Origin of the sequence: Micromonospora sp. NPDC049047, from assembly GCF_040649135.1 — a bacterium.
GTDB lineage: Bacteria > Actinomycetota > Actinomycetes > Mycobacteriales > Micromonosporaceae > Micromonospora.
Genome location: NZ_JBEZEY010000004.1, coordinates 181831 through 206720, shown reverse-complemented (window position 1 = coordinate 206720; position 24890 = coordinate 181831). Strand labels below are relative to the sequence as shown.

General features: G+C 69.8%; 19 protein-coding genes. 13 read left to right on the top strand and 6 right to left on the bottom strand.

All coding sequences use genetic code 11. The features are described 5' to 3' along the window. Positions 1–41: 41 nt before the first annotated feature. From AB0B86_RS09070 to AB0B86_RS09045, 6 genes are read left to right on the top strand one after another with little or no spacing between them, the layout of a single operon-like run. On the top strand, positions 42–857 hold the full coding sequence (locus AB0B86_RS09070) for an ABC transporter permease (RefSeq protein WP_357404072.1): 816 nt from the start codon (positions 42–44) through the stop codon (positions 855–857). Beyond that, entirely contained in the window at positions 854–1636 is a 783-nt protein-coding gene (locus AB0B86_RS09065) for an ABC transporter ATP-binding protein (protein ID WP_357404074.1), read from the top strand. The genes AB0B86_RS09070 and AB0B86_RS09065 overlap by 4 nt, the downstream gene beginning before the upstream one ends. Continuing rightward, a complete protein-coding gene (locus tag AB0B86_RS09060; protein ID WP_357404076.1) occupies positions 1633–2634 on the top strand; it encodes an aliphatic sulfonate ABC transporter substrate-binding protein in 1002 nt (333 codons plus the stop codon). Before AB0B86_RS09065 ends, AB0B86_RS09060 begins: the two co-directional genes overlap by 4 nt. A gap of 23 nt (positions 2635–2657) precedes the next feature. Then, a complete protein-coding gene (locus tag AB0B86_RS09055) occupies positions 2658–4070 on the top strand; it encodes a sulfatase (protein WP_357417068.1) in 1413 nt (470 codons plus the stop codon). Next, the gene (locus AB0B86_RS09050; RefSeq protein ID WP_357417066.1) at positions 4067–4435 is read left to right on the top strand and encodes a DUF202 domain-containing protein; all 369 of its coding nucleotides are present in this window, start codon (positions 4067–4069) and stop codon (positions 4433–4435) included. The genes AB0B86_RS09055 and AB0B86_RS09050 overlap by 4 nt, the downstream gene beginning before the upstream one ends. A 33-nt stretch (positions 4436–4468) precedes the next feature. Then, entirely contained in the window at positions 4469–4792 is a 324-nt protein-coding gene (locus AB0B86_RS09045) for a DUF202 domain-containing protein (RefSeq protein ID WP_357417063.1), read from the top strand. Positions 4793–4850: 58 nt separating this feature from the next. Here AB0B86_RS09045 and AB0B86_RS09040 read toward each other — a convergent pair whose 3' ends face one another. The 5 genes from AB0B86_RS09040 to AB0B86_RS09020 form a co-directional block, all read right to left on the bottom strand. Further along, positions 4851–7484 carry a discoidin domain-containing protein gene (locus AB0B86_RS09040; RefSeq protein WP_357417060.1) on the bottom strand — a complete coding sequence of 878 codons (2634 nt, stop codon included), beginning with the start codon at positions 7482–7484 and terminating at the stop codon, positions 4851–4853. Between the two features lie 74 nt (positions 7485–7558). Continuing rightward, entirely contained in the window at positions 7559–9832 is a 2274-nt protein-coding gene (locus AB0B86_RS09035; RefSeq protein WP_357404084.1) for a family 20 glycosylhydrolase, read from the bottom strand. A gap of 30 nt (positions 9833–9862) precedes the next feature. Then, on the bottom strand, positions 9863–12649 hold the full coding sequence (locus tag AB0B86_RS09030) for an alpha-L-fucosidase (protein WP_357404086.1): 2787 nt from the start codon (positions 12647–12649) through the stop codon (positions 9863–9865). Positions 12650–12716: 67 nt separating this feature from the next. Then, complete coding sequence (locus tag AB0B86_RS09025; protein ID WP_357404088.1) at positions 12717–15506, bottom strand: glycoside hydrolase N-terminal domain-containing protein; 2790 nt, start codon at positions 15504–15506, stop codon at positions 12717–12719. Positions 15507–15678: 172 nt separating this feature from the next. Then, positions 15679–15870 carry a hypothetical protein gene (locus tag AB0B86_RS09020; RefSeq protein ID WP_357404090.1) on the bottom strand — a complete coding sequence of 64 codons (192 nt, stop codon included), beginning with the start codon at positions 15868–15870 and terminating at the stop codon, positions 15679–15681. Positions 15871–16336: 466 nt separating this feature from the next. Between AB0B86_RS09020 and AB0B86_RS09015 the strand changes: the two genes are divergently transcribed. Both AB0B86_RS09015 and AB0B86_RS09010 read left to right on the top strand, forming a co-directional pair. After that, complete coding sequence (locus AB0B86_RS09015) at positions 16337–16480, top strand: hypothetical protein (RefSeq protein WP_357404092.1); 144 nt, start codon at positions 16337–16339, stop codon at positions 16478–16480. Positions 16481–16524: 44 nt separating this feature from the next. Further along, positions 16525–17196 (top strand): FadR/GntR family transcriptional regulator, encoded by a 672-nt coding sequence (locus tag AB0B86_RS09010; protein WP_357417057.1) that lies wholly within the window; start codon positions 16525–16527, stop codon positions 17194–17196. Between the two features lie 170 nt (positions 17197–17366). Here the strand turns inward: AB0B86_RS09010 and AB0B86_RS09005 are convergent, their stop codons facing one another. Beyond that, positions 17367–18098 carry a FadR/GntR family transcriptional regulator gene (locus AB0B86_RS09005; RefSeq protein ID WP_357404096.1) on the bottom strand — a complete coding sequence of 244 codons (732 nt, stop codon included), beginning with the start codon at positions 18096–18098 and terminating at the stop codon, positions 17367–17369. A gap of 140 nt (positions 18099–18238) precedes the next feature. Between AB0B86_RS09005 and AB0B86_RS09000 the strand changes: the two genes are divergently transcribed. From AB0B86_RS09000 to AB0B86_RS08980, 5 genes are all read left to right on the top strand, one after another. Further along, complete coding sequence (locus AB0B86_RS09000) at positions 18239–19867, top strand: ABC transporter substrate-binding protein (protein WP_357417055.1); 1629 nt, start codon at positions 18239–18241, stop codon at positions 19865–19867. Positions 19868–19970: 103 nt separating this feature from the next. Further along, positions 19971–20927 (top strand): ABC transporter permease, encoded by a 957-nt coding sequence (locus AB0B86_RS08995; protein WP_357404100.1) that lies wholly within the window; start codon positions 19971–19973, stop codon positions 20925–20927. Then, positions 20927–22885, top strand: a complete 1959-nt coding sequence (locus AB0B86_RS08990; protein WP_357404102.1) for a dipeptide/oligopeptide/nickel ABC transporter permease/ATP-binding protein — start codon at positions 20927–20929, stop codon at positions 22883–22885. The genes AB0B86_RS08995 and AB0B86_RS08990 overlap by 1 nt, the downstream gene beginning before the upstream one ends. Beyond that, positions 22882–23955, top strand: a complete 1074-nt coding sequence (locus AB0B86_RS08985; protein ID WP_357417052.1) for an ABC transporter ATP-binding protein — start codon at positions 22882–22884, stop codon at positions 23953–23955. Before AB0B86_RS08990 ends, AB0B86_RS08985 begins: the two co-directional genes overlap by 4 nt. Next, a complete protein-coding gene (locus AB0B86_RS08980; RefSeq protein ID WP_357404106.1) occupies positions 23952–24890 on the top strand; it encodes a dihydrodipicolinate synthase family protein in 939 nt (312 codons plus the stop codon). Before AB0B86_RS08985 ends, AB0B86_RS08980 begins: the two co-directional genes overlap by 4 nt.

Sequence of the window (24890 nt, the reverse complement as noted above, 5' to 3'; positions counted from 1 at the left end):
GAAAGGGGCCCCATGTCCGAGCTGGGCTACGGAGCACCACAGTGGCGATAGACGTTCAACAGTCCCCACCCCGAGGGTCGGAGACCACCACTGCGGCGTCGCCGCCGCGCCGCGCCGTACCGCTGCTGGTGTGGAACGTGATCGCCGTGGCGTTGGGCATCGGCATCTGGATCGTGCTGGCCCGGATCGGGGTCTCGGGCCTGCCCGGGCCCCAGGAGGTCGCCGTCCGCGCCGGTGAGCTGACCATGGACGGCACCCTGCTCGACGACAGCCTCGCCAGCCTGCGCCGGGTGTTCATCGGCTTCGCGCTCGGCAGCGCCCTCGCCATCCCGGTCGGCTTCCTCATGGGCTGGTACCGGACGGCACGCGGTCTGGTCGAGCCCTACGTGCAGTTCTTCCGCACGATCCCGCCGCTGGCCGTCATCCCGCTGGCCATCCTGCTGATGGGCATCGGGGAGACCCCGAAGATCTTCGTCATCTTCCTCGCCGCGTTCCTGTCCTGCGTCGTGTCGACGTTCCAGGGAGTGGTGAGCGTCGACAGCACCATGATCAACGCGGCCCGGGTGCTCGGCGCCAACGACGCTGTGGTGTTCCGCCGGGTCGTCGTCCCCGCGTCCACCCCGTTCATCCTGGTCGGCATGCGCGTCGGCCTCGGCGCGGCGTGGGCGACGCTGGTCGCCGCCGAGTTGATCGCCGCCCAGGAGGGCCTCGGCTACCGGATGCAGCAGGCGCAGATCTACTACGACCTGCCGAGCATCTTCGTCGGCCTGATCACCATCGGCGTGCTCGGCCTGGTCATGGATCGGCTCCTGCTCGCCGCCGAGAAGCGCCTCACCGGATGGCAGGAACGCCGATGACCGAGAAGATCTCCTTCCGCTCCACCAGCCGGACGTTCGAGGTGGGCGGCAAGCCGTTCCACGCGTTGCGCGACGTCGACCTGGACATCGCCGACCAGGAGTTCGTCACAGTGGTCGGCCCGTCCGGCTGCGGCAAGTCGACACTGATGAACATCGCCGCCGGCCTTGTCGAACCCACCGGTGGGGAGGTGCTGGTCGACGCACGCCCGGTGCGGGGGCCCAGCCCGGAACGCGGCGTCATCTTCCAGCAGTACGCGTTGTTCCCCTGGCTGAGCGTCCGCGACAACGTCGAGTTCGGTCTCCGGATCGCCAAGGTCGGGCGGGCCGAACGGCGCCGACGGGCGCAGCACTTCATCGACCTCGTGGGCCTCACCGACTTCGCCGACGCGCTGCCCCGGATGCTGTCCGGAGGCATGCGGCAGCGGTGCGCCATCGCCCGCGCGTACGCCGTCGACCCCGGCGTCCTGCTCATGGACGAGCCCTTCGGTGCCCTCGACGCCCTCACCCGGGTGCAGATGCAGGACCAGTTGCTCGACACCTGGGGCACCGAGAAACGAACCGTCATGTTCATCACTCACGACGTCGACGAGGCCGTCTACCTCGCCAACCGGGTCGTCGTCATGGCCGCCCGACCGGGCCGGGTGCAGGAGGTCATCGACGTCGACCTGCCGTACCCGCGTACCGAAGCGGTCCGCCTCTCCCCGGAGTTCTCCCGGATCCGCAATCGGGTCTGGCGCGCCGTCTACCACCAGACCCCTCAGGAAGGTACATCCCGATGAGCCCTCTCTCCCGTCGCGCCGTGCTGGCCGGCATCGCCGGCTTCGGCGCCACCGCGGCCCTCGCCGCCTGCGGCGACGACGACAGGTCAGGATCCGGCGGCTCGGCCACCGAAGCGGTGAAGCTCGGCTACATCGCCGACTTCACCGGCGCGAGCCTCATGGCGATCGCCGAGGACAAGAAGCTGTGGGCCGAGCACGGGCTCAAGCCGGACCTGAAGGTCTTCACCAACGGCCCCCTGCAGGTGCAGGCGCTCGGCGCCGGAGACCTCGACTTCGGCTACCTGGGACCGGGCGCGATGTGGCTGCCGGCCTCCGGCAAGGCCCGGGTCATCGCCATCAACTCGCTCGGCTTCGCCGACCGGGTCATCGCCAAGCCGGGCATCACCTCCATCGCCGCACTCAAGGGCAAGAAGGTCGGTGTACCCGAGGGCACCTCCGGCGACATGATCGTGCGGCTGGCCCTACGACGTGCCGGGCTCTCCATCGACGACGTCCAGAAGGTCACGATGGACCCCAGCACTGTGGTCACCGCGTTCGGGTCCGGCCAGATCGACGCCGCCGGGATCTGGTACCCGCTGATCGGCACCATCAAGAAGCGCGTGCCGGACCTGACCGAGCTGGCCAAGAACGAGGACTTCTACCCGGACATCAGCTTCCCGTCCGCCTACGTCGGGCGCACCGACGTGGTGACCGGCAAGCCGGAGCTGGTCAAGAAGGTGCTCGCGGTGCTGCGCGCCGCCAACGACGCGCGGGCGGCCGACGTGGATTCGGCGGTCGAGGTCACCGCGAAGTTCCTCAAGTCGGCGCCGGTCGACCAGCTGCGCGCCGAGGCCACCAACGCCCGGTTCCTGCCCTCGTCGGAACTCGCCGCCAAGTCCGCCGACGGCACCGTCGCGGGCTGGCTCACCGGCCTCAACGGCCTGTTCAAGGACCTGGGCAAGCTGCCGGAGGCGGTCGACCCGAGCACCTACTACGACGCCGCCGCGTACGCGTCCTGAGCACAGTGAGAAAGGACCGACCCGTGCGGCCCAACATCGTCTTCATCATGGCCGACGACCACGCCGCGCACGCGGTGAGCGCGTACGGAAGCAAGATCAACGAGACGCCGCACATCGACCGCATCGCGGCCGGCGGCGCCCTGCTGGAGAACTGCTTCTGCACCAACTCACTCTGTGCGCCCAGCCGGGCCACCATCCTCACCGGCACCTACAACCACGTCAACGGCGTGCAGACGTTGTCGACCGAGTTCGACAACCGGCAGCTCGTCTTCCCGGAGCTGCTGCGCCGGGCCGGCTACCAGACCGCCCTGGTCGGCAAGTGGCACCTCGGGCACGGCCCGGAGCACGACCCCCGTGGTTTCGACTACTGGGAGGTAGTGCCCGGCCAGGGCCGCTACCGCGACCCCGTGTTCATCGGCATGGACGGCACCGAACAGGTCCGCCCCGGCTACTGCACGAACATCATCACCGACCTGGCCGTCGACTGGCTGGACCAGCGCGACCCACAGCGGCCCTTCTGCCTGCTGGTCCACCACAAGGCGCCGCACCGCAACTGGGAACCCGACGACAAGCACCGCGACATGTACGTCGACGACGTGGCCGTACCGGGCTCGTTCGACGACGACCACTCCGGGCACGCCGCCGCCGCCCGGGCGGCACGGATGCGAGTCGACCGGGACCTGACCGCCAACGACATCAAGGAGATGCTGCCACCGCACCTGGACCCGGACGAGGCAGCGCTCTGGACCTACCAGCGCTACATCAAGGACTACCTGCGCTGCGTCGCCAGCGTCGACGACAACGTCGGCCGCCTGCTCGACTACCTCGACGAGCACGGGCTTACCGACGACACCATCGTCGTGTACACGTCCGACCAGGGCTTCTTCCTCGGCGACCACGGCTGGTACGACAAGCGGTTCATGTACGAGGAGTCGCTGCGGATGCCGTTCCTCATCCGCTACCCGGCGGAGATCCCGGCCGGCTCCACCACCGGCGCGCTCGCCATGAACGTCGACTTCGCCCAGACGTTCCTCGACTACGCCGACGTGCCGGCCGACGGCCGCATGCAGGGGCGCTCACTGCGACAACTGCTGCGCGGCGAGGCAGTCGACGACTGGCGGCAGTCGGTGTACTACCGCTACTGGGAGCACGACGACGACGAGCACCACGTGTGGGCGCACTACGGCGTACGCACCCACGACCACAAGCTGGTCTACTACTACGCCGACGGGCTGGGTCTGCCCGGCACCTCCGCGACGGCGCAGGAGCCGGAGTGGGAGCTGTTCGACCTTCGGGCCGACCCGTGGGAGATGCGCAGCGTCTACGACGACCCGGCGTACGCGCGGATCCGGACGACGCTCACCGACGAGCTCGCCCGGGTCCAGCAGGAGTGTGGGGACACCCCGTGGCAGCCGCCGGCACCGGTCACCGGGTGACGGAGGAGCCGCCGCGACGCGCCGACCGTCGCTGGCCACGCCGCGTCTACGGGGTGGGCACGGAGCCGGACCCGAGGTTCACCCTCGCCAACGAGCGCACGTTCCTCGCGTGGCTGCGGACCGCGCTGGGTCTCATGGTGGCCGCCGCGGCGGTGAAGGCGTTCGGTGCGGACGGCTCGCAGTGGGCGGCTGTCGTGTTGGCGGTGCTCGCCGTCGGGGTGGCCGCCGAGGCGTTCCCCCGGTGGAGCCGCAACGAACGGGCGCTGCGGCTGCAGTTGCCGTTACCGTCCACCCCCGTCGTCGTCGTGTCGGCGGCGGGGGTGCTCGTGGCCGGCGTGACGATCGTCGTCGTGGTGCTGATCTGATGTCCGGTGCTGAGCCGGTGTCGTGGTGCTGAGGTGACGGAGCCGCCGCGTCTCGCCGACCGGGGGGCGCAGGCCGAACGCACCCTGCTCGCGTGGCTGCGCACCGCGCTGGCGACCGCCGCCGTGCTGCTGGTCGTCGGCCGGGAGTTGGTGCCCCGTCATCCGATCGCGGCGGGGATCGTGCTGGCCTGCACACCGCTCGCCGCCGCGGTGGCCGTGCTGGCTCGACGTCGGTATCGCACCGTACGGCTGCCCGCGCACCTGGGTCACCCGGAGGGTGCCGCCCTGCTGGCCGTCGGCAACGTGCTGGTGGTGGCGGGGGGCGTGGCGGTCCTCGCCCACGTCCTCGCCAGGTGAGGTGGGATGCGGCCGTCCCGGGGCGACGATAGGGGTGCCCCGGGACGGCCGGCACCGGTCAGGCAGTCGATCCGTACAGGTTGATCTCGGCGGCGGAGGCGTACCCGGCCCCGTTCGCGGCGCGGGTGGTGCGCAGGCGCACGTGCCGGGCCGTGGTGGGCGGGAAGACCGCCGTCTTCAGGGCGCTGCCGGCGCCGAAGGTGCCGGCGGTGACCTGGGTCCAGGTGGTGCCGTCGGTGCTGGTCAGGATCTGGTAGTCGGCGATGGTGCCGTTGGTGCCTCCGTCCTGACGGGGCAGGTAGTCGAGCTTGTCGACGCGGAAACTGCCGCCGAGGTCGATGGTGATCTGGTGCGGCATGGCGGCGACACCGCCGACGTAGCGGGTGTGCCAGATGGTGGCCGGGTTGCCGTCGATGGCGTTGGCGGCGACGCCGTTCTCGCCGACGGTCTCGACACTGTCCGCCGTCGCGGTCCAGCGGGCGCGCGACAGTTGCGGGCTGTCTCCACCGCCGATCGCCTCGTCCGTCGGCGCGGCCTGGAAGACGGCCACCTCGAACGGCGCGAGGGTGATGCTCACCGGTGCGGCCGGACCCGACACGAAGCCGGATCGGCGCCCGTCGCGCTCGGTGAACCGGTACCGCTGGTGGGTCCCGCCGGGCAGCTCGAAGACCGTCTGCGGGTTGACAGTGAGGCTCTGCGCGGACGCCGACGGGTTGCGCAGCATCAGCATCCCCTTCGACGCGCCGGCCGAGGAGTTCCAGGCGGCGGTGCCGTAGACCGCTCCGGCGGCCGGGTCACCGCCGACCCAGTGCACGTCGCTGAGCAACCCCTGGTTGGTCCGCGCCCACCGGGCGTTGGCCGCCACGGTGTCCCAGAACCAGGCCGCGCCCGGCCGGCTCGCGTCGACGAGTGTGTTGCGGACGTACAACTCCTGAAGGCTCAGCCCGAGCGCGAAGTAGGCGCGGATGTCCTGCGACACCTCGGCCTGGACACTGGGCTTGGTCAGGTCGTAGTCGGCGGTGAACTGCGGTGTGCGGTCGGAGAAGATGATCCCGTGGTTCATCAGGCTCGGGATCGGAAACAGCGGGTTCTGCCTGGCGTTGTTGCGGAACGTCTCCGAGTCGCGGTAGTTGACGTAGCGCTGCTGCGCGCTGCCCGCGCCGACCAGGTCCGCGTCGTGCCCGTCGCGCCAGATCGAGTCGGTGAACCACAACCAGTACGGCGATCCCCAGGTGCCGACCGTGGCGTTGACGAACACGTCCTTCTGGTGCGCGCGCAGGTCGCCGGTCAACCCGAGCAGGGCCTCGTAGTCGGCGATGTAGGCCGCGTTCGGGCCGGACTGGTAGAGCCCGCCGCCGATGCCGTCCAGCTTGAATCCGCGTACCCCCTGGTTGTCCATCATGTCGAAGGCGACCGACCGGAACCGGTCGTAGTAGCGGGCGCCGCCGAGTTTGAACTGGCCGCCGCTGTGCGTCTCCAACCGCTGGTCGGCCGGTTTGCTCGCGTTGATGGCCTGGCGGGTGGCGGCGCTGGTGCCGTACCCGCCGAACGGTGACATCCACACCGACATGGAGGCCCCGTACTGCGCGGCGGCAGCCTTCTGCGGCGCGAAGCCGGTGGGGAACTGGGTCGGGTCGAACGACCAGACGTTCAGGTTCGTCTCGTCGACCCGGGGCGTACGCAGATAGTCCCAGCCGTCGTCGACCCAGAAACTGTCGATGGTCGCTCCCCGGTTGCGCAGCTGGGTGCCGAACAGGTTGATGGCCCGGGTCAGCTCGGCGCTGTTGATGACCTCGCCCGGCGGTTTGAGGTCCAGCCAGCTCTGGTAGTGCAGGAACGTCCGGCGGTCGTGGGCCCGCTCGCGTTGCAGGTAGTACTGGAACGAGCGGCGCAGCTGCCCGGCCGGGGAGACACCGGTGGAGGCGGTGTAGACCCACGACGCGCCGGTGGTGAGGTCACCGGCGCGGGGCACCGTGATGTCGACGGCGGACCCGTTCACCGTCGCCTTCGCCATCGGGTTCTCGATGCCGACGAACACCGTCTCGCTGCCGGCCGCGCCGTGCACCACCGGGCTGCCGTCGTCGCTGCCGAGCACCCGGGCGTTGGTCAGGCCGAGTTCCACAAGGCGCAGGGAGGTCACGTCGAACGTGCCGGCCACCGAGCGCACGGTGAAGCTGTGCTGCACGGAGTTGGCTCCGCCGCGCAGCCGTACCTGCCACTGCACGTCGAGCGTCCGGGTGCCGCCGCCGTACCGGAAGGTGGTGGTGACCGCCTTGCCGGCGAAGCGTTCCGCGAGCCGTGCCGACCCGGCGTTCGCCGGCAGATCGCTGAGCGCTGGACCCGCGGAGACGACCGTGTTCGCCGTCGTGATGGTGCTGCCGTCGGCCAGGGTGAGGGTGAAGAGCCCGCGCAGGCTCATCGGCACTGTGGCGTTCGCCGCCCGGTTGTCGAACCGGGTGAGCGACACGGTGCCGCCCTGCACGCTCCACGTGGTCGACAGGGCCGCGTTGGCCAGTGTGAAGCTGCCGCCGGATAGCGACGCCGTCGCCGCCCCCGGTTGGACACCGGGGAAGACCAGACCGGCGGCGTCGGTGTAGGTCGGGTCCGCCGGGACCGCCGCGCCGGCCGGGGCCGGCTGGCCCCCGACCGTCGCGACGGCACCGGCGATCAGACCCAGAACGATGGTGGGCACGACGAGCCGCCGTCGCCGTGTCGTCGATGAGGGTGAGGGCGAAGCGTGCTGCATCGTGCCTCCATCGGTGGGGTTCAGACGGTGGTGGGGGTGCTCCAGCGCTGGTTGGCGCCGTTGGTGCACTGCCAGAGGATGAGGCGGGTGCCGTTGGCGGTCCCGCCGCCGTTGGCGTCGAGGCACTTGCCGCCGGTGCGGTAGCTGCTCGTGGCGGCGTCGTAGGTCCAGCGCTGGTACGTGGCGGTGGAACAGGTGCGGATCACGATCGCGGTGCCGTCGGTGAGGCTTCCGTTCGCCGGCTCCAGGCACTTGCCCAGGGCGGTGAGGGTGCCGTCGTTGCGGTGGGTCCATGTCTGGTTGGGCCCGCTGTTGCAGTCCCAGAGGTTGACCGCGGTGCCGTCGGTGGTGTTGCTGCCGGGGATGTCGATGCAGCGGCCACTGGCGGTGCCGGTGATGGCGCCCTTCTTCGGCCCGTAGACCTCGAACTCCCACAGTGAGTAGCCGAACGTGGTGGCCCGTTGGGTGCCCTGCATGCGTACGTACCGGGCGGTGGTGTTGAGCACGTGCTCGTCGGTGCCGCCGTCCCCCGCGGTGACTGTCACCGCCGTGGTCCAGGTGGTGCCGTTGGTGGAGGTCTGGATCTGGTACGCCCGCGCGTAGGCGGCCTCCCAGCGCAGTGCGACGCGGGACAGCTCCTGGCTGCTGCCGAGGTCGACCTGGATCCAGCTGGGGTCGGTGTAGGCCGAGGCCCAGCGGGTGCTGATGTCGCCGTCCACCGCTGCCGACGCCGGGAAGCTGGCCGTCTCGGTCGACGACGCGGTCGCCGGGCGGTTGGTCGCCAGGTTGGCGGTCGCCACCGCCGGGCCGCCGGGAGCCCGGCCGATGCGGTCGATGATCGGGGTGAAGGCGGTGTACGTGGCGACCGGCTTCGGCGAACCCCAGGTCTGCTGGGCGATGACGCGCAGGATGGTCCGGATGCCGGCGGCGATCTGGTCCTCGGTCTCGGCGTCCGGGTAGTCACACCAGATGTGCAGCACCGTGCCGAGGTTGCGCGCCGGAGCGTTGACGGTGTTGTTGCCCTGGAAGCGCTCCGGCGTCCAGGTCTCGTACGCCCACGTCACGTTCGGCTTGCTGATGGCGGGGACGTAGTAGGTGGGATCCCACGCCTGGTTGGAGATGGTGTGCCCCCGGTCCAGCAGGGCCTGCGGGGTGATGCCGTAGTTGTACCAGACCTCGACGTGGATGTTCGACGCCGGCCGGATGGTGCCGTCGGTGCCGATGCCGTCGTTCCACATGCGGGTGGTCTTGCCGCCGGCACGGACGATGTCGTTGGCCCAGTTGATGAAGCCGTAGTAGACGTCCTTGGCGATGGCGTTCGGCCCGTAGGTCGCGCGGGCGTACGTCAGCAGCTGCGGGTAGGCGGCGTAGTTGCCGACGTACTCGTCCGCGCCGATGTGCCAGTACCGGCCGGGGAACAGCGGCAGGAACTCGGTGATGAGGTCCCGGGTCAGGGTGTAGGCACCGGGCTTGGACAGGTCGAGGTAGTAGGGGTTGCGGTTGCCGTTGGTGTCGGCGAGTTGCAGGTCCGGGTGGTCCTCCAGGATGGCGTTCATGTGGCCCGGCATGTCGATCTCGGGCACGACCTCGATGTGGTACTGGGTGGCCAGAGCGATGAGCTCGCGCATCTGCTGCTTGGTGTAGTACTGCTCCGACATCACCTCCGGGTGGGTGGTGCTCTCCAGCCGGAACCCCTGCGAGTCTGACAGGTGCAGGTGCAACCGGTTCATCTTCAGGTAGGCGAGTTCCTTGATGTGCCGGCGGAGCCAGTCGACTGTGAAGTACTTGCGGCCCACGTCGACCATCAGGCCGCGTTCGGACTTGGTCGGGGAGTCGGTCGTCGTGCCCGCCGGGACGGTTGTGGACTGCTTGAGCAGTTGCAGCACCGTGCGGGTGCCGTAGAAGGCGCCGGCGTCGGTCGAGCCCTGGATGGCGATGCTCGACCCGACGGTCATCGTGTAGCCCTCGGCGGATTGGCTGCCGCCCAGGGTCAGCCGGATGTCCCCGGTCGCCGCGGCTCCGGTGGCGACCGCGACGGTGCGGCCGGTCAGGTCCCGCAGGTCTGCGGCGAAGGTCGCCGCGTCGTCGTTGAGCTGGGCCGTGTAGGCGCTGTCGACAACGATGCGGGACGTCGCGCCGAAGGTGTAGCTGCCGGTGCCCGCCGTCCACTGCTTCAGCGCCGGGATCACCTGCAGGTCACCCGGTACGGCCGAGGCCGGTGTCGCCGGCACGGTCAACAGTGCGGCGGCGAGGACCACCACCGCTCCGGTGACGCTGATACGTCGAAGACGCATGAACCGTTCCTCTCGGTAAAGGGTTGGGAATCAGCAGGACGCCGGGTTGGCGGTGCTGTCTGTCGCGTACGCGGTGAGCGTCGCGACCTGCGGTACGCCGCGTGCGGCGGTGACCCGCAGCCGCAGCCGGTCACTCGTCACGGCGGTGGACAGCGGAACGATCCGCTTGTAGCCGACAGTTCCGGCGGCGGCGACCTGTTGCCAGCCGCCGTTGATCCAGGCGTCCACGGCGAACGCCTCGACGCGCTGGCCGTTGCCGACCGACTCCTGCACCAGCACCCGGTCGAACGTGCGGGCCCGGCAGGCGGTCAGCTCGACAGCGCCGGTGACGGCACCACCCGAGGGCGACCAGTAGGTGCCCAGGGCCGCGTCGGTGAGGGTGGCGTGGGTGCCGGTCGCACCCGCCTTGGCGAACAACTCCCGGCCGTAGCGGGCGCGTTGCGCGGTGCCGAACCCGTCGAGGGCGCTGACGTCCGGCGCGTCGATCACACCGGCCCGGTTCGGCGGGACGTTGAGCAGCAGGTTGGCGTTGCGGCCCACCGCGTTCTCGTAGAGCTGCATCAGCGCGGCCGGCTGCTTGACCGAGCCGTTCTGGCCGGAGTGCCAGAACCAGCCGGGCCGGATCGACACGTCCGCCTCGGCCGGGTACCACGACAGGTAGGTGATCGAGCCCAGGTTGCGGCCGATCAACGCACTGGAACCCAGGTCGCTCGACGCGGCGCCGGCGAGCAGGTCGTCGTCACGGTTCAGCGCGCCGGGATCGGTGCCCCGGAACGGCAGTGCGCTCCACTCGTCGGCCCGGAACGCCCCGGACTCCGACCCGACCCAGCGCACGTCCGGCCCGTTGATCGCGATCGTGGCGTTCGGTTGCAGTGCCCGGATCAGCCGGTACCAGTCGGCGACCTGGTACGGCTGCGGGTACGCGGTGTACGGGTTGGCACCGTCGAACCACACCTCGGCCATCGGCCCGTACTCGGTGAGCAGCTCGTAGAGCTGGTTGAGGAAGTAGGCGTTGTAGTCGTCGGCCTGGTACGCGTACGTCTGGGTCGGGGTGCGGGTGTCGCCGGCGACGAGCGTCGGGATGCTCACCGCCCGCTTGGCGCTGCCGTTGCCGAACCGGTCGCCGCCGCGCCGGCCGGGGATCTCCGCGCCGTCGGCGGGGGAGAGGTAGAAGCCGACGGCGAGACCTGCCGCGCGGGCGGCGTCGACGGTCGCCCGCAGGATGTCGCTCTGGCCGGTACGACCCCACCAGGGGCTGCTGCGCACCGAGTGGGTGCTGTAGCGCGACGGGTACAGCAGGAACCCGTCGTGGTGCTTGACGGTGAGGATGACCTGCTTGAACCCGTTGCGCTTGAGCACGTCCATCCACTGCGCGGGGTTGACTGTCGTCGGGTTGAACAGGGCCGGGTCCTCGTTCCCGCTGCCCCACTCGACGTCGGTGAAGGTGTTCATGCCGTAGTGCAGAAAGGCCGTCAGCTCCCGCTGCTGCCAGGCCAACTGGGCGGCCGACGGGACGACCTGGGCCGCCTTCTGCCGGATCCGGTCGACTGTGTCGCACCTGTCGACGGTGATGACGGTGGCCGGGCTGACCGGGCCGCTGCTGCCGGGGTTGCCGGCGCAGCCGGGCGGCGGTGGTGTGCCTCCGCAGACCGGCGCGTCGAGCTGGAAGTCGACAGGACCGGCGGCGCCAGTCATCGTCGCGAGTGCGATGGCGTCCACGGTGCCGTGCCAGCCACGGTTACGGGTTCCGGCGTCGTTGCCGAACGTCAGCAGACCCTGCGACGCGTTGGCCGCGGCCACCGGAGCGGTGACGGTGCTGCCCACCTGGCAGCCGTTGACGTACGCGACGAGCCGGGCCGCCGAGTCGTTCACGTACTCGTAGGCCAACGCCACGTGGGTGTCCTGCGTGTCGGGCAGGTTCGGCCCGCTCTGGCGGGTGTCGTAGTACGGGGCGTCCGGCCCGTACATGCCGAACTCGGTGGCGGTCTGCGAGCCGCTGGCGTAGCGGTAGTAGCCGCCACCGGCGAGGCTGAGCACCGTGTCGAAGGTCAGCGTGGCACCGCTCTGACGGCGTACCACAGCCTCGGCCAGCAGGCTCCTGTTGACGTACTTCGTGCTGGTCACCGGGATCCGGGGGGAGAACCCGATGCCGGTGCCACCGCCGGTGAGGGTGACCGACGTGCCGCCGATCGTCTCGCTGCCCGCCAAGCGGGTGAGCTGCCCGTCGACCAGTTCGCCTGTCGACGGCGTGTAGCCGGTGGTGGAGGTGAACGTGCCGCTGAAGCCGACGTCGAGAAGCGGTTGGTAGTCGGCGGCGGCGACCCGCCACTGCTGGTTGGTGGCCGTGCCGCAGGGCCAGAGGATGACTGCTGTGTTGTTGGTGGTGCCGCCGCCGTTGGCGTCGAGGCAGGTGCCGGTGGCCTGGTTGCGCAGTGTCCTGGCTGTGGTGTCGTAGGTCCAGCGTTGGTTGGTGGCGGTGCCGCAGGTGGTGATGGTGGCGGCGGCGCCGTTTGTGGTGCTGGCGGCGGCGAGGCACTTGCCACGGTTGCGGATGGTGTTGTCGCCCTGCCGGGTCCAGATCTGGTTGGTGGCGCCGGTGCAGTCCCAGAGGATGAGGGTGGTGCCGTCGGCGGTGGCACCGCCGGGCACGTCGACGCAGCGCCCGCTGGCCACCCCGGTGATCGTGCCGTCCCCCGGTGCTGCGGCGGCCGGTGCCGCCGGTGGGGTGAGCTGGACCAGGCAGGTGGCGAGCACTGCCAGAGCGGCCAGGGCGGCACTGCTCGCGCGCGAACGGTGGCGACGCAGGGTACGGGTCATGGAGCGTCCTCTCCGGGAACGGGCAGGGAGGGCGGTGCGGTGGTGGCGTCCGGCAGACCGGTAGGTGCTACATCAGCCACTGTTGGTTGGTGGCTGTGGTGCAGGGCCAGAGGATGACTGCTGTGTTGTTGGTGGTGCCGCCGCCGTTGGCGTCGAGGCAGGTGCCGGTGGCCTGGTTGCGCAGGGTTCTCGCTGTGGTGTCGTAGGTCCAGCGTTGGTTGGTGGCGGTGCCGCAGGTGGTGATGGTGGCGGCGGCGCCGTTTGTGGTGCTCGCGGCGGCGAGGCACTTGCCACGGTTGCGGATGGTGTTGTCGGCCTGCCGGGTCCAGATCTGGTTGGTGGCGCCGGTGCAGTCCCAGAGGATGAGGGCGGTTCCGTCGGCGGTGGCCGCCCCCGGTACGTCGACGCAGCGGCCACTCGCCACGCCGGCGATCGTGCCGGTCGCGGCCGTGGAGACGGCCTGGTAGCGGTGCCCGGCCTCGGCCGTGAACGTGACCCGGTCACCGGTGCGGGTCACCGGCACTGTCTGGTTGGTGGTGAGGTCCACCAGCGACGCGGTGGCCAGCATCGGGTTCCGGACGGTGAGGGTGCCGCTGCTGCCGGCGGTGAGCGTGATCCGGCTGGCCAGGCGGTTGCGCCACTCGGCGTCCACTGTCACGTTGCCGCGCGCCTTGAGACCGGTCACCGAACCGGTGGGCCAGGCCGCCGGCACGGCCGGCAGGACGTCGACGACGCCGTTCTGGCTCTGCAACAGCATCTCCGCGATGCCGGCGGTAGCACCGAAGTTGCCGTCGATCTGGAACGGCGGGTGGGTGTCGAACAGGTTGGCCAGCGTACTGCTCTTGAGCTGCTCGCTGAGCATCTTGTGGGCGTGGTCGCCGTCGAGCAGCCGAGCCCAGAAATTGATCTTCCAAGCCTTGCTCCAGCCGGTGCCACCGTCGCCGCGTGCCGTGAGGGACACCTTGGCGGCGTCGGCCAGGGCCGGGGTGGTCAGCGGGGAGATCTGCCGTCCCGGGTGCAGGGCGTACAGGTGCGAGACGTGCCGGTGGTCGTTCGTGGGGCTGTCCCAGTCCGCCTTCCACTCCTGCAACTGGCCCCAGGAACCGACCCGCAGGCCGGGGTCGAGCTTGCTCAGCGTGGTCTGCCACTGCGCGCGCAGGGTGGCGTCGACGCCGAGCGTGGTGCTCGCCTCGATGGTGTTGGTGAGCAGGTCCCACACGATCTGCTCGCTCATCGACGCGCCGGCCGAGAAGTCGCCCTGCTCCGGCGAGTAGCTGGGCGTCACGACCAGCTTGCCGTCGCGCGGGTCGACGCGCAGGTTGGCCCGCCAGAACTCGGCGGCCTCCTTCATCGCCGGGTACGCCTGATCCCGCAGGAACGAGGTGTCCCGGGTGAAGCGGTAGTGCTCGTAGAGGTGCTGGCACAGCCAGGCCGCGGCCTCCGGGAACCAGAAGGCGGTGGCCCAGTCCTGCACACCGGTGAAGCCGTACGGGTTGGTGCTGAGGTGCGTGACCCAGCCGGTCGTACCGTAGATGTTCTGCGCGCTTGTCCGGCCGGGTGCCCGCAGGGCGTCGATGAAGTCGAACAGCGGTGTGGCGGTCTCGGTGAGGTTCGTGGTCTCCGCCGGCCAGTAGTTCATCTGGACGTTGATGTTGGTGTGGTAGTCGGCCTGCCAGGGCGGGTTGTTGGAGTTGTTCCAGACGCCCTGGAGGTTGGCCGGCAGGGAGCCGCCGCGCGACGACGCGATGAGCAGGTACCTGCCGAAGGAGAAGTACAGCGACTCCAACGCGCGGTCCTGGGCCCGTCCGGCGGCACCGGTGTACGCCGACCGCAGCTCGTCGGTCGGGACGTTCGGCATCTGCCCGCCCACGGTGAGCCGGACGCGGTCGAAGAGACTCTTGTAGTCGGCGAGGTGGGCAGCGCGCAGCGCCGCCCAGGTGGAGGCCGCAGCGCCGTCGACCGCCTGGGTGACCTGGGCGTGCGGGTCCGCGCCGCGATAGGTGGGATAGGTGTCGGCGTACGACGTCGCGGCCGACAGCACGATGAACGCCGAGTCGGCGCCCGTGACGGTGATCCGGTCGGTGCCGTCCGTGCGGGTGCCGCCCGTGGTTACCACCCGGTACTGGGTCTCGTGGATCAGCCCGTTGCCGGGCAGCGTGCCCCGGGTGGTGATCCGGCCGTTCGCCACCGTCACGGTGCTGCCGGACTGGGCCGAGGCGGGACGCAGGACGAAGGAGACCTTCCCGGTCTGACTGGCGGACAGCCGGGAGACGATCACGTTGCGCGGGTGGCTGGCGAAGTACTCACGCTGGTAGGTCACCCCACCGTGCGAGTACGCGACGCTGGCGGTGGCCTCGGCGAGGTCCAACTCGCGCCGGTAGCCGCTCACCGTCGTCGGTGTGCCGGTCATGTCGAGGTACATGTCGGCGAGGTTCTGGTACGAGCCGAACGCCGTCGCCGGCTGGCCGAGGGCGGTGGCGACCGAGCCGGCCGCCATCCGTCCGTCCCGGTCGATCTGGGCCTGTACGCCGGCCAGAGCTCCGGGCCGTGGTGACGTCCAGTTGCCGTGGTTGTATCCGGCGGTGCCGGGTCCACCGGTCCACAGGCTCTTCTCGTTGAGCTGAAGACGTTCGGTCTGGACGCCTCCGAAGACCATCGCGCCGAGCGCGCCGTTGCCCAGCGGCAGCGCGTTGCTCTCCCAGTTGGCGGCGGGCTCGTCGTACCAGAGCGCCAGCGCGGGATCGGCGGCGGCAGCGGCTGGAGTCGCGGCGACGGACAGGGAGGTCAGGCAGGCGGCCACGAGAAGGGGCACGGCTGCGGCGCACAGGATGGTCCGGAGACTGCTGTTCTCGAACATAGGGCCTCCTCTATGTAGAGGAGAGTTAACGTGGGATGTTTATTTTTGTCAATGGCCCGGACTCATTCGTCTGATGTGTGCGGCCAGAGGGGACGATCGTGACCCGCATGGAGACCCGTCAGCCCAGCTCGATCTGTCGCAGGCGCGAGGGGCGTCTGACAGACATCAGATGTCAGAGGTCATGGAATCGGAAACACCCGATGTTTCCTCTTCGGAATCCGTCGCCGCTGCCGGCGTCATCGACCCGGCCGACTTCAGGGTCGAGTTCGTCGGCGAGGGCGGTGAGCTGCGTTGTGAGCCGCTGACGCGCTGCGCTGCGGCGGTTCGCGGATGTCGTGCCGGCGCGGTCGTTTGCGATGTTCACGGGTCAGCGGAACTTCCCGGGCTGGCCCCAGCCACTGCCGGTCATACCCCGCCCCCAACCCGGCGAGACCCTGAGCTCCTACGTCCGCCGCCTCGCCCACGTCAACCACCTACGACCCCAGCTGCCTACGCCGCTACCTCTGCGCCCCACCCGGCCATCAAGGATCAGTACGCGCCGCACGCCTGGCCGTGCTCACCAACCGCAACCGTCGACGCCCTGACCCGCCACTTCACCGCCCTGCAAACCGAAGCCCCGCCCCACCGCCTGCACCCCGAAGCCGAGCTGCCCATACCACCTCAACTGGGAACGGACAGTGGTGCAGCTTCGACGAGTAAGGTGCTCCCGCGAGGAGCGCGCGGTCGGGCGTGGGTAGCCGGACCGCCCGCACGTGCTGACCGTCGACGCGCACCATCTACCGCTGGGAAGAACCGCCCGCGTACGCCTCGTTCGACATCGACCGCGAGAGGTGGGACTGCCGGTGTGCCTGCTCGCCGGCAGCTACGGACGGGTCCTGGCCGCGCTGCACGAGGTGTTGCCGCAGCTCACCGACGCGGCGTCCCGGGCGCTCTTCGGGGGCACCGCCGCGCGTGTCTACCGGCTCAGGGTGTAATCCTCGCGGTCACGGCAACGGCTCACACCTACCCGGAGGCAGCGATGGCGCTCACCGACGAGGCGATCGGCAAGATCAAAAAAATGATCACCTCGGGCGAACTCGGCCCCGGCGACCGACTGCCCAAGGAGACGGACCTGGCCCGGCGACTCGGCCTGTCCCGAAACTCCCTGCGGGAGGCGGTGAAGGCGCTGTCCATCATCCGCGTCCTGGACGTCCGTCGGGGCGACGGCACCTACGTCACCAGCCTCGCTCCACAGTTGCTGCTCGACACGCTCGGCTTCGTCGTGGATTTCCACCGCGACGACACAGTGCTGGAATTTCTGGAGGTCCGGCGCATTCTCGAACCAGCCGCCACCGCGATGGCCGCGCAACGGATGGGTGCCGAGGACATCGCCGACCTCCAGGCGATCCTCGACAACGTCGACGACACCAGCGACGTCGAGATGCTGGTCGCCAACGACCTGGAATTCCACCGCCAGATCGCCGTCGGCGCCGGAAACGCGGTGCTGTGCTCGCTGCTCGACGGGCTCTCCGGCCCCACCACCCGGGCCCGCATCTGGCGCGGCGTCACCCAGGTGGGCGCCGTCACCCGGACCCGTGAGCAGCACCAGGCGATCGTCGACGCGATCACGCTCGGCCAGGCCGATCTGGCGCGTTCCTGGGCGACCGTGCACGTCGCCGGTGTCGAGGAGTGGCTCCGCCGGGCACTGTGACCGACCCCCGCGCGACCTCGGCGCTACCGTGCCGAGGTCGTCGAACGCCGGTCGACCCGTCGCGTCGAATCGGGTGCGGTGACACTCCTATGTATAGGGAGCATCATCGGAACGCCGATGGCGCCTCGCGTCAGTCCGTTGTCGATTCCGACGACGGTGGCGGTGTCGACTCAGGACTGCACGATGCGGGCGATGCTCGCCCGGATGGGCGCGTAGTGGTCGGCGATGGCGGCCTGCAGGCCGGCCACGTTGCCGGCCGCTATCGCGTCCACGATCGCCCGGTGACGGTGGGCGGTGATCAGCCGGTCCTCCGGCTCGGTGCGCAGCGTGGGGGCGACGATGGCCTGCACCTGCCAGAACGCCTCGGTCAGCTGGAGGATCAGGTCGTTGCCGAGGGGTTCCAGCAGCTTCACGTGGAAGGCGCGGTCGACGTCGAGGAAGTCCATCCCCTGGGCGGCGAGGCTCTCCATCTCGTCGACGAGGGTGGAGAGTCTCGCCAGGTGCCCGCTGTCGAGAACGGCGATGACCTGGGCTGCCAGCCCCTGTTCCAGGGTCTGGCGGACGTCGACGACCTGCCCCAGGACGTGGTGGTCCTCCTCGCCACTCAGCAGGCCGCGGAAGGTCAGGCCCTCCACGAGCGCGGCGAGGGACATCCGGCCGACGAAGGTGCCGTGACCGTGCCGCACCTCGACGATGTCGAGCGCGGAGAGGATCTTGACGGCCTCGCGGACGCTCGAGCGGCTCGCCCCCACCGCGTCGCACAGCTCTGCCTCGGTGGGCAGGATGTCTCCGGGCTTGAGGCGATTGCGCAGGATGTAATCCTTGATCTTGGTCGCCACCTCCTGCCGGCGGGGACCCGGGCGCTCCGCACCGCGTAGCGGGGATGCGTCAATGGTCGTCATCTGCCACTTGCCCTTCGTTCACGGATCTGACACGCTCACCCTATCGGCATCAGATGTCTGACGTCAGACCCCATTAACCTTCGAATCCCTCAGCGCGAGCGGCGACGCAAGCGCAATGAAGAGCCTATGGAGGCAGCTACGTGAGCACCACCGTTGAGCCAAAGGAGAGTCGGCGCTTGCCCCCGCGCCGGTTCCGCTCGCTGGCCGTCGCATCCACTGCGGCAACCCTCGCACTCGGGCTTGTCGCGTGCAGTGGCGGCCCCGCCTCGACCAACGCCGTCGAGGGCGGTAACGGGGGTGCGACCTCGATCGAGACCACTCTGGCGTTCACCCTCTCCAGCGGGTTCGACCCGGGGAACGCCTCGTCGGCGGTGGCGACCGCGGTCAACCAGCACATCTTCGAGGGTCTGATCGATCTCGACCCGGTCACGCGGGAACCTTACCGTGCCCTGGCCAAGGAAGACCCGGTGGCCAGCCCCGACGGGCTCAAATACACCGTGGCGGTTCGGGACGGCGCGAAGTTCTCCGACGGCACGCCCGTCACCGCCGAGGACGTCGCGTGGTCGTTCCAGCGCGTGCTGAAGCCGGCGGACCCCAAGGCCCCGCCGCTCATGCAGGGGTTCGTGTCGTTCATCGACTCGGTCACCGCCAAGGACGCGACGACCGCCGAGTTCACGCTGAAGTACCCGTTCGCGCTGTTCGACGAGCGGATCTCCGTGATCAAGATCGTGCCGAAGGCGAAGACCGCGGATGTCGCCGCGTCGAAGGCCTTCGACACGGCGCCGATCGGCTCCGGCCCCTTCAAGCTGGACAGCGCGTCCAAGGAGTCGGGCGTCAAGCTCAGCAAGAACCCGAACTACAACGGCTCGAAGGTGGCCAAGGTCGAGACGATGACGTGGAACACCACGTCGGAGGCCTCCGCCCGGGTGTCGGACCTGCAGGGCGGCCGTGTCCAGGCCATCGAGTCCGTGCCGTACCTGAACGTCGACTCGCTCAAGGACAAGTACAAGGTCGATGTGAAGCAGGCCTTCAACCAGGTCTTCCTCATGTTCAACACGGCTGCGGCGCCGTTCAACGACAAGCGCGTACGTCAGGCGCTGCACTACGCGATCGACAAGGACGCGGTCATCAAGACCGCACTCAACGGCTACGGCACCCCGGCGACCAGCTACCTGGACGAGGGCAACAAGGACTACCAGAAGGCCGCCACCGTCTACGACCTCAACGTGGACAAGGCCAAGGCCCTGCTCGCCGAGGCCGGCGTCACCAACCTGTCGTTCCAGCTCGACACCACTGACAACTCCGCGGTGAAGGACGTCGCTCCGCTGGTCATCGAGCAGTGGAAGAAGATCGGCGTCAACGCCACCCTCAACACGGTGCCGTCCTCGGCCATCTACGGCGACATCGTTCCGAAGGACACCTTCCGGGTCCTGATGGCCACCGGAGACCCGAGCGTCTTCGGCGTCGACAGCGACCTGCTGCTGCGCTGGTTCTACTACGGCGAGACCTGGCCGGGCCTGCGTTACCGGTGGAGCGCCGCCGACCGTAAGGCCATGGCCGACCTGCTCGACAAGGCCGCGCAGACCTCCGACGAGGCGGCCCGCAAGGCCCTGTGGGGGCAGGCTCTGGACAAGGTCGCCGACGAGGTCCCGCTGTACCCGATCCTGCACACCAAGGTCGTCACCGCGTACGACCCGGCGAAGCTCTCGGACTTCTCGGGCGCGTCGACCACCGGCCTGTACTTCCTGGGCACCGGCCGAAAGGGCTGAGCCCGCTTCGGGGGCCCGACCCTGGCCCCTCCGCGTCCCGCCCAGCCCCTGTCCCGTGGGCTGGGCGGGACGCCCCGGCGGCCCTCGACGAGAGAAAGACACCATGCTGAGCGTTCTGAGTCTGGTCGCGCGACGACTCCTGACACTGATACCCCTGGTGCTGGGCATCACGATCTTCGTCTTCGTGATCATGCAGTTCTCCCCGATCGACCCCGCGCTGTCCGTTCTCGGTGACCAGGCGACCCCCGCGCAGGTGGCCGCGTTCAAGGCCGCCAACGGGCTCGACGACCCGCTGCCCCTGCGGTACCTGCACTTCCTGGGCGACCTGGTCCGGGGCGACCTGGGCATGACCTTCCCGCCGTCCGTCCCGGTCGCCGACAAGATCGCCACCGCGCTGCCCCTGACGATCCAGCTGACGGCCCTGGGCATCATCGGTGCGCTGGTCATCGCGCTGGCCCTCGGCATTCCCGCAGCGCTGTACCGGGACCGCTGGCCCGACCAGGTCATCCGGTTCGTCTCGATGGCCGGTATCGCCATGCCGTCGTTCTGGCTGGCCCTGCTGCTCATCCAGGAACTGTCGGTGCGCCGCCCCGTCTTCCCGACCGGCGGGTACGTCAACCCCGGTGACTCGTTCTCCCTCTGGCTGCAGTCGCTCGCCATGCCCGCGCTGGCTCTCGCCGTGCCGGTCGGCTGCTCGCTGGCCCGAATCGTGCGAACGTCGATGGTCGAGGAACTCGACAAGGACTACGTCCGTACGGCCATCGGCGCCGGGCTGCCACCGCGAGTGGTGATCGGACGCAACGTGCTGCGCAACGCGCTCGTCAATCCACTCACCGTGCTGGGCCTGCGGATCGGCTACCTGCTGGGCGGCACTGTCGTCATCGAGGCCATCTTCTCGCTGCCGGGCATGGGCACCCAGATCATGAGCGCGGTGCAGCAGAACGACACCGCCCTCGCGCAGGGGACCGTGCTGACGATCGCCATCTGCTTCGTCGTCGTGAACCTGGTGGTCGACATCCTCTACCTCTTCGCCAACCCACGACTGCGCGGAGCCCACTGATGCGTCGAACACTCACCGCCCGGCTGTCGGTTCCCGGCATCGCCTTCAAACGGCTCAGCCTCACGGCCCGGATCGCACTGAGCTTTGTCCTGCTCATCGTCGTGGTGGGCATCTTCGCGCCGCTGATCATGCGGCACGACCCCGCGCAGGCCGGGCTCGGACCGGCGCTGACCGGCCCCAACGGCGACTTCTGGTTCGGCCTGGACAAGCTCGGACGCGACGTGTTCTCGCGGCTGGTCGCCGGCACCCGACGCTCGCTGATCGTGGGCTTCGGCAGCGCCGGTATCGCCCTGGTGGTCGGCTCGATCCTGGGCGCGCTTGCCGGAACCAGCCGGCCGGCGGTCGACGAGGTAGTGATGCGGTGCCTCGACGTCGTCATGGCATTCCCCGCCATCGTCCTCTCCGCCCTGCTGATCATCTCCTTCGGCAAGAACAGCCTCGTGGTCCTCGTCATCGCGATCGCCTTCGTCTTCGTGCCGCAGATCGCCCGTATCGTGCGCGCCAACGTGCTCTCGCAGTACCGGGAGGACTACGTCGCCGCCGAACGGATCATCGGTGCACGACGACCGCACATCCTCTGGCGGCACATCCTGCGCAACTGCGCCGCCCCGATCCTCGTCTTCGCCACCGTCATGGTGGCCGACGCGATCGTGTTCGAGGCGTCCCTCTCCTTCATCGGTGGCGGGCTGGCACCCCAGGAGGCGGCGTCCTCGTGGGGTTCGGTCATCGCCTTCGGCAAGGAGATGGTCCAGATCGGTGGCTGGTGGGCCACGTTCTTCCCCGGCCTGCTGATCCTGCTGACCGTGCTCGCCCTGAACGTGCTCTCCGAGGGCATGTCCGACGCCTGGGCCGCCCCGGCGGCGAGGCGGGCCACCTCGACCAGGGCCGGCGACGCGCAGGAGGAGGCGCAGCCCGGCTCCGGTGAGGTGGTGCGGCTGCCCGGCCTGCCCGAGGCGGCGCAGCGGCTGCGCGAGCGGGCCCGCCCGCTCCCGCAGGGTGAGCCCGTCCTGGAGGTCCAGAACCTGTCCATCGGGTTCGAGGGGCGGCACCGGGGTGTCGACATCGTCGACGACCTGACCTTCGACGTCCGCCCCGGCGAGGTGCTGGGCCTGGTGGGGGAGTCCGGCTCGGGCAAGTCCCTGACGTCGCTCGCCGTGATGGGCCTGCTCCCGCAGGGGGCCCGGGTGCGCGGCGAGGTCCGCTTCGCGGGCACCGACCTGCTGAAGGTGAGCGCGAAGCGACGCCGGGCTCTGATGGGGCGCGAGATCGCGATGATCTACCAGGACGCCCTGTCGGCCCTGAACCCCTCACTGCGCATCGGTCCGCAGCTCGCCCAGATGATCAGCCGTGGCGGCACCCGCTCCGCCGAGGAGCTGATGGAACTGGTGGGCCTGGACTCGCAGCGCACCCTGTCCGCGTACCCGCATGAGCTCTCCGGCGGGCAGCGGCAGCGGGTGGTCATCGCGATGGCCCTGTCCCGGGACCCGCGCCTGATCATCGCCGACGAGCCGACCACCGCGCTCGACGTCACGGTCCAGGCGCAGGTCATGGAGTTGCTGCTGCGGCTGCGCGGCCAGCTCGGCTTCGCGCTGATCCTGGTCAGTCACGACCTGGCGCTGGTCAGCGACGTCGCGGACCGCGTCGTGGTGATGTACGGCGGTCAGATCGTCGAGAGCGGTGTCACCGCCGACGTGGTCGGCGCGCCCGCGCACCACTACGCCCGGGGTCTGCTCGGCTCGGTGCTCTCCCTTGAGGCCGGCGCGGAGCGGCTCACCCAGATCCGCGGTGTGGTGCCGTCGCCTGCCGACTTCCCGGCGGGCTGCCGCTTCGCCGACCGCTGCCCCATGGCGACCGAGATCTGCCGGGAGGAGACGCCCCTCCTGGAGGGCGTCACCGACCACCGGTACGCCTGTCACCACCCGGCCGTCAATGTCAGGGAAGAGGAGCTGGCCCGATGAGTGCGTCAGTTTCACACGACTCGATCGTCGAGCTGCGCGACGTGCACGTGGTTCACCGCACCCGTGGGGGCGGCATGTTCGGCCGCGAGCGGGTGTACGCCCTCACCGGCGCGGACCTGACCGTGCGAGCCGGCGAGACCATCGGTGTCGTCGGTGAGTCCGGCTGCGGCAAGTCCACGATGGCCAAGGTGCTTGTGGGTCTGCAGCGGCCGACGAGCGGCACTGTCGCCTTCGCCGGCAAGGACGTCTGGTCGATGAACGCGGCGGAACGCCGGCTGCACATCGGCGCCGGGGTCGGCATGATCTTCCAGGATCCGGCCACGTCGCTGAACCGGCGCATGCCGGTCCGCGACATCCTGCGTGACCCGCTCGACGTGCACCGGCGTGGCACCCGCAAGGAGCGTGAGGAGCGGGTAAGGGAGCTGATGGCCCTGGTGGGCCTGCCCCGCTCGGTGGCCGACGTGCTGCCGAGCCAGCTCTCCGGCGGCCAACGCCAGCGGGTGTCCATCGCGCGTGCCCTGGCCCTGGAGCCGGGCCTGGTGATCGCCGACGAGCCCACCAGCGCCCTCGACGTGTCGGTGCGGGCGCAGATCCTCAACCTGCTCCTGGACCTCAAGGAGCGCCTGAACCTGGCCATGGTCTTCGTCTCGCACGACATCCAGACCGTGAAACGGATCAGCGACCGCGTGGTCACCATGTACCTGGGCCGGATCGTGGAGCAGACGCCCGCCGCAGGGCTCCCCGAGGTCGCCCAGCACCCGTACACCCGGGCGCTCTTCTCCGCCACGCCGGGTCTGCTCTCACCGCTGGATCCGATCCCGCTCGTCGGTCCCGTCCCGCTCGCGACCCGGCCGCCCACCGGCTGCCCGTTCCGCACCCGCTGCTGGAAGGCCACTGACGGCTGCGCCATCGAGATGCCACCAGCCAGGACGGGCGGCGGCGGTGCCGGCCTCCACGAGTTCCGGTGCTACCACCCCGTACCCGCTGGATCCAGCAACACGGAGCTGGTCGAGCTCGCCAGAGCATCGACCGGCCGCACCACCCCCCTACATGTCGAGGAGACAGCGTGACCACCCCTGCCCCGCGGTTCGCCGGAGTCGTGCCGCCGGTCGTCACCCCCCTGACCGAGGAGGGTGCTGTCGACGTCGCCTCCCTCGAACGGCTCGTCGAGCGGATGCTCGCCGCCGGCGTCGACGGCATCTTCGCCCTCGGCAGCTCCGGCGAGACGGTGTTCCTCACCGACAGCCAGCGGGACCAGGCCCTCGAAACCGTCGTCAAGACCGTCGGGGGTGCCGTACCTGTCATCGCCGGCTGCATCGAGCCGACCACGCGCCGGGTCCTCGACCGGGCCGACGCGTCGACGCGCCTAGGTGTCGATGGACTGGTGGCCACCGCGCCCTTCTACGCCATCGTCGGCCCACACGAGATCGAGCGGCACTTCCGGTCCCTCGCCTCGTCGGTCGAGTTGCCCCTGCTGGCGTACGACATTCCGGTCTGTGTGCACACCAAGCTCTCTCCGGACCTGCTGAGCCGGCTCGCGGTGGAGGGCGTTCTCGCGGGCGTCAAGGACTCCAGCGGCGACGACGTCTCCTTCCGTCAGCTGGTGCTGGCGATCACGGAACGCGCGCCGAACGTCGGCTTCAGCCTGTTGACCGGCCACGAGGTGGTGGTCGACGCGATGATGCTCGCCGGTGCCTCCGGCTCTGTCCCCGGGTTGGGCAACGTGGACCCGGCCGGCTACGTGCGACTTCACCAGGCCTGCGTGGACGGCGACTGGGACGCCGCCCGCGCGGAGCAGGACCGGCTGACCCGGCTGTTCCGGATCGTCGACGCGGCCGACCCGGCGACGGCGGCGGGGGCCACCCGGGGCGTGGGCGCGTTCAAGACCGCCCTGGCCCTGCTCGGTGTCATCGACAGCAACGCGGTGTCGCTTCCGCTGCGACCGCTCGACGCCGACGAGACGGCACGGGTGCGTGCCCAGCTGGAGTTGGCGGGGCTGCTCTAG

What these genes read in the sequence shown, in the direction of transcription:
- AB0B86_RS09065 (WP_357404074.1), top strand. Translation starts at nt 854, where the DNA reads ATGACCGAGAAGATCTCCTTCCGCTCCACCAGCCGGACGTTCGAGGTG.
- AB0B86_RS09060 (WP_357404076.1), top strand. Translation starts at nt 1,633, where the DNA reads ATGAGCCCTCTCTCCCGTCGCGCCGTGCTGGCCGGCATCGCCGGCTTC.
- AB0B86_RS09035 (WP_357404084.1), bottom strand. Translation starts at nt 9,832, where the DNA reads ATGCGTCTTCGACGTATCAGCGTCACCGGAGCGGTGGTGGTCCTCGCC.
- AB0B86_RS09030 (WP_357404086.1), bottom strand. Translation starts at nt 12,649, where the DNA reads ATGACCCGTACCCTGCGTCGCCACCGTTCGCGCGCGAGCAGTGCCGCC.
- AB0B86_RS09025 (WP_357404088.1), bottom strand. Translation starts at nt 15,506, where the DNA reads ATGTTCGAGAACAGCAGTCTCCGGACCATCCTGTGCGCCGCAGCCGTG.
- AB0B86_RS09010 (WP_357417057.1), top strand. Translation starts at nt 16,525, where the DNA reads ATGGCGCTCACCGACGAGGCGATCGGCAAGATCAAAAAAATGATCACC.
- AB0B86_RS09005 (WP_357404096.1), bottom strand. Translation starts at nt 18,098, where the DNA reads ATGACGACCATTGACGCATCCCCGCTACGCGGTGCGGAGCGCCCGGGT.
- AB0B86_RS08995 (WP_357404100.1), top strand. Translation starts at nt 19,971, where the DNA reads ATGCTGAGCGTTCTGAGTCTGGTCGCGCGACGACTCCTGACACTGATA.
- AB0B86_RS08990 (WP_357404102.1), top strand. Translation starts at nt 20,927, where the DNA reads ATGCGTCGAACACTCACCGCCCGGCTGTCGGTTCCCGGCATCGCCTTC.
- AB0B86_RS08985 (WP_357417052.1), top strand. Translation starts at nt 22,882, where the DNA reads ATGAGTGCGTCAGTTTCACACGACTCGATCGTCGAGCTGCGCGACGTG.